This window comes from Agromyces binzhouensis, assembly GCF_004135055.1.
Taxonomy (GTDB): Bacteria; Actinomycetota; Actinomycetes; order Actinomycetales; family Microbacteriaceae; genus Agromyces; species Agromyces binzhouensis.
Genome location: NZ_SDPL01000305.1, coordinates 1 through 3,837, shown reverse-complemented (window position 1 = coordinate 3,837; position 3,837 = coordinate 1). Strand labels below are relative to the sequence as shown.

Sequence of the window (3,837 nt, the reverse complement as noted above, 5' to 3'; positions counted from 1 at the left end):
ACCGCGTCGGCCGCCTCGAGCACGGTGACGCCGAGGCCGGATGCGGCGACGCGGGCCGCGCAGCGGAGCCCCGCGAGGCCGGCGCCGACGACCACGACGTCGGTCTCGTCCGACCCGCTCACGTCCACCAACCCGTCCGCCGCCCGCTCAGCCGAGCAGCTCCCGCGAGACCTCGTCGATCGCGCGGTCGAGGATCTCGACGCCGAGGTCGATCTCCGCCTCGCTCGAGGTGAGCGGCGGTGCGATGCGGAACGTCCCGCCCATGCCGCGCAGCTGGACCACGTTCATGTGCAGGCCGAGCTCGAGGCACCGCCGGGTGACCCCCGCACCGAGCTCGTCCGACCCCTCCTTCGTCTCGCGGTCGAGGACGAGCTCGACACCCTGCAGCAGCCCCCGGCCGCGGACGTCGCCGACGACCTCGTGCCGGGCCTGCAGGTCGAGGAGCCCGGCCCGGAGCCGGTCGCCGAGCGTGGCGGCGCGCTCGTCCATCCGATCGCGCTCGAGCACGTCGAGCACCGTGTTGCCGACGGCCGCGACGAGTGGATCCGACACGTGCGTCGTGAAGAAGAGGAATCCGCGATCTGCCGCCTCGGCCTCGATCTCGGCGCTCGTGACGACGGCCGCCAGGGGCAGCCCGGCGCCGAGCGTCTTCGACAGCGTGAGGATGTCGGGGACGACGCCGTCGCGCTCGAACGCGTACCACGTGCCCGTCCGGCACATCCCGGTCTGCGCCTCGTCGAGGATCAGCAGCATCCCCCGTTCCCGGCACTTCGCCTGCAGTGCGGCGAGGTAGCCGAGGGGCGGCTCGATGATGCCGCCCGAGCTCAGGATGGGCTCGACGATGCACGCCGCGAGGCTGCCGACCGACTGGGCGTCGACGAGCGCGAAGGCGTGGTCGAGTTGCTTCCGCCAGTCGAACGCGCCGTCGGGCGTCGTGAAGTCGGGCCGGTAGGCGTTGGGGGTCGGGATGGCGAAGTTCCCGGGCGCCGTCGGCCCGTAGCCCTTGCGGCCCGAGCTGTAGGTGGCACCGGCGGCGGCCGCCGTCATGCCGTGCCACGATCCGGCGAACGAGACGATCTCGTGCCGCCCGGTGACGAGCTTCGCCATCCGGATCGCCGCCTCGTTCGACTCGGCGCCCGTGGTGAGGAGCAGCACCTTCTCCAGCGGGTCGGGCAGGGAGTCGGCGAGGCGACGGCCGAGGTCGACGACCGGGCGGGAGAGCATGCCGCTGAACAGGTGGTCGAGCGTCGCCACCTGCCGGCTGACCGTCGCCACGATCTCGGGGTGCGCGTGGCCGAGGATCGAGCTCATCTGCCCCGACGTGAAGTCGAGCAGGCGCCGCCCGCCTTCGGTCTCGATCCAGCTGCCCTCGGCGCGCGCGATGACCTCGGGCGTGAACCGGCCGCCGTAGCGGATGAGGTGACGGTCCACGTCGGACCAGAACGCGTCATCGCCGGCGCCGGAGCGGTGGCGGGAGGATTCGGCGAGCGACATGACGCGACGCTAACGCACGGGCCCCGGAGCATCCAGAGCCCGCGGCGAACAGGCCCGCTTGTGTCGGGGCGGATCGCGGCCTACCATATCCACGCGCGATAATCGAAAGACACATTCTATTATCGAACGCAACGACATCACATCACGACGACGTGAGGAGCACACGTGCAGTTCCACCACCACGGATACGTGTCCGGCGATCCCCGGGTGAAGCCCGCCGCCGGCGTCGGCATCGACCGCCCCGAGGAACTGCCCGACGAGGTCGATGTGCTCGTCGTCGGCTCGGGCCCGGCCGGGATGCTGCTCGGCGCGCAGCTCTCGCAGTACCCCGATGTCGTCACCCGCGTCATCGAACGCCGGGACGGGCGACTCGTGCTCGGCCAGGCCGACGGCATCCAGCCGCGCAGCGTCGAGACGTTCCAGGCGTTCGGGTTCGCCGAGCGCATCATCGCCGAGGCCTACAACATCGGCTACATGAACTTCTGGGGTCCCGACCCGGCAGACCCGAACACCATCATCCGGACCTCCCGCACCGAGGACTACGGATACAAGATCAGCGAGTTCCCGCACCTCATCGTCAACCAGGCGCGCGTGCTCGACTACTTCGCCGAAGCCGCCGCCAACGGGCCGGGCCGCATCGTGCCCGACTACGGCGTCGAGTTCACCGGACTCACCGTGCACGAAGACGGCTCCGAATCCGCGGGCGACCACCCCGTCGAGGTCCGCGTGCGCTACACCGCCGGCGAGCGCGCCGGCGAGGAGCGCACGGTGCGCGCCAAGTACGTCGTGGGCTGCGACGGCGCCCGCAGCGGAGTCCGCCAGGCGATCGGCCGCAAGCACGTCGGGGGCAGCTCGGCGCATGCGTGGGGCGTCATGGACGTGGTCGTGAACACCGACTTCCCCGACTGGCGCACGAAGTGCGCGATCAACTCCGTTGCGGGCAACATCCTGCACATCCCCCGCGAGGGCGGGTACCTCTCCCGCATGTACATCGACCTCGGCGAGGTGGCCGACGACAGCCACGAGGTGCGCAGGACGCCGATCGAGACGATCATCGCCAAGGCCAACGACATCCTGAACCCGTACACGCTCGACGTGCGCAACGTCGCCTGGTTCAGCGTCTACGAGGTCGGTCATCGGGTCACCGACCACTTCGACGATCGCGAGGAGGGGGAGGATGCCGCTCCGCGGGTGTTCCTCACCGGTGACGCGTGCCACACGCACAGCGCGAAGGCCGGCCAGGGCATGAACGTCTCGATGCAGGACGGCTTCAACCTCGGGTGGAAGCTCGGCTCGGTCGTCACCGGCCGGGCACCCGCCGACCTGCTCGCGACCTACTCGGCGGAACGGCAGCCGGTCGCGCAGCAGCTGATCGACTTCGACCGCGAATGGTCCTCGCTCATGGCGCGCAAGCCGGAGGAGATCTCGGACCCGCAGGAACTGGCCAAGCACTACCTCGGCACCGCCGAGTTCCCGTCGGGGTTCATGACGCACTACGGCCCGTCGATGATCACCGGCGACGCGGCGCACCAGGCGCTCGCCACCGGGTTCCCGATCGGCATGCGCTTCAAGTCGTCGCCGGTGTCGCTCGTGTGCGACGGGAACGTCGTGCACCTGGGCCACCACGCGAGGGCCGACGGACGGTGGCGGATCTACGCGTTCGCGGACGCGCCCGCTGCCGGCGAGGCATCCGCCCTCGCGGACTGGGCGGAATGGATGGCGTCGCCCGACGCCCCGCTGGCGCGGTTCACGCCGGACGGGCTCGACGTCGACGCCGTGTTCGACGTCAAGGCGATCTACCAGCAGCCGCACGAGGGCGTCGACATCATGGCCGCGCCGGAGGTGTTCCGGCCGAGGACCGGGCCGTTCGCCCTCATGGACTGGGAGAAGGTGTTCGCGGCCGGGCCGAGCACGTGGTGCCCCACCGACATCTTCGACGAGCGGGGCATCTCACGCGACGGTGCCGTCGTCGTGGTGCGGCCCGACCAGTACGTGGCGAACGTCCTGCCGCTCACGGCGACCGACGACCTCGCGGCGTTCTTCGCGCAGCACCTGCTGCCGCAGCGGGCGGTGACGGATGCCTCGGCCGACTCGGCCGTCGAGGGCGACCTCGTCAGCAGCTGAGCGGGTGCCGAGCTTCGATCGATCGACCCGTCACCGCGCGCGGCGCGCTCAGGCCCCGTAGCTGCGGGACACCGCGCGCGCCGCGGCGGCGAGCCGTTCGGCGATCTCGCCCTCCGGCCGCGGCATCGACACGTGGATGACCGCGATGGCCGCGGGCGGCTGGCGCGGCAGGGTGAGCGGCACGGCGACCGACCGGAGCGAGGGCACGACCTCGTCGTG

Annotated in this window: 3 protein-coding genes; 1 reads left to right on the top strand and 2 read right to left on the bottom strand. The window is 71.2% G+C overall.

The genetic code is table 11. The annotated features are described in order from the left end of the window. Both ESO86_RS13035 and ESO86_RS13030 read right to left on the bottom strand, forming a co-directional pair. On the bottom strand, nucleotides 1–95 hold a 95-nt coding region (locus tag ESO86_RS13035; RefSeq protein WP_422836495.1), incomplete at its 3' end, for an NAD(P)-binding protein. Nucleotides 96–147: 52 nt separating this feature from the next. Beyond that, a complete protein-coding gene (locus ESO86_RS13030) occupies nucleotides 148–1,494 on the bottom strand; it encodes an aspartate aminotransferase family protein (RefSeq protein ID WP_129235411.1) in 1,347 nt (448 codons plus the stop codon). Nucleotides 1,495–1,659: 165 nt separating this feature from the next. Between ESO86_RS13030 and ESO86_RS13025 the strand changes: the two genes are divergently transcribed. Next, nucleotides 1,660–3,618, top strand: coding sequence for an FAD-dependent monooxygenase (locus ESO86_RS13025; protein WP_129235410.1), 1,959 nt, complete (start codon nucleotides 1,660–1,662; stop codon nucleotides 3,616–3,618). Nucleotides 3,619–3,837: the final 219 nt, after the last annotated feature.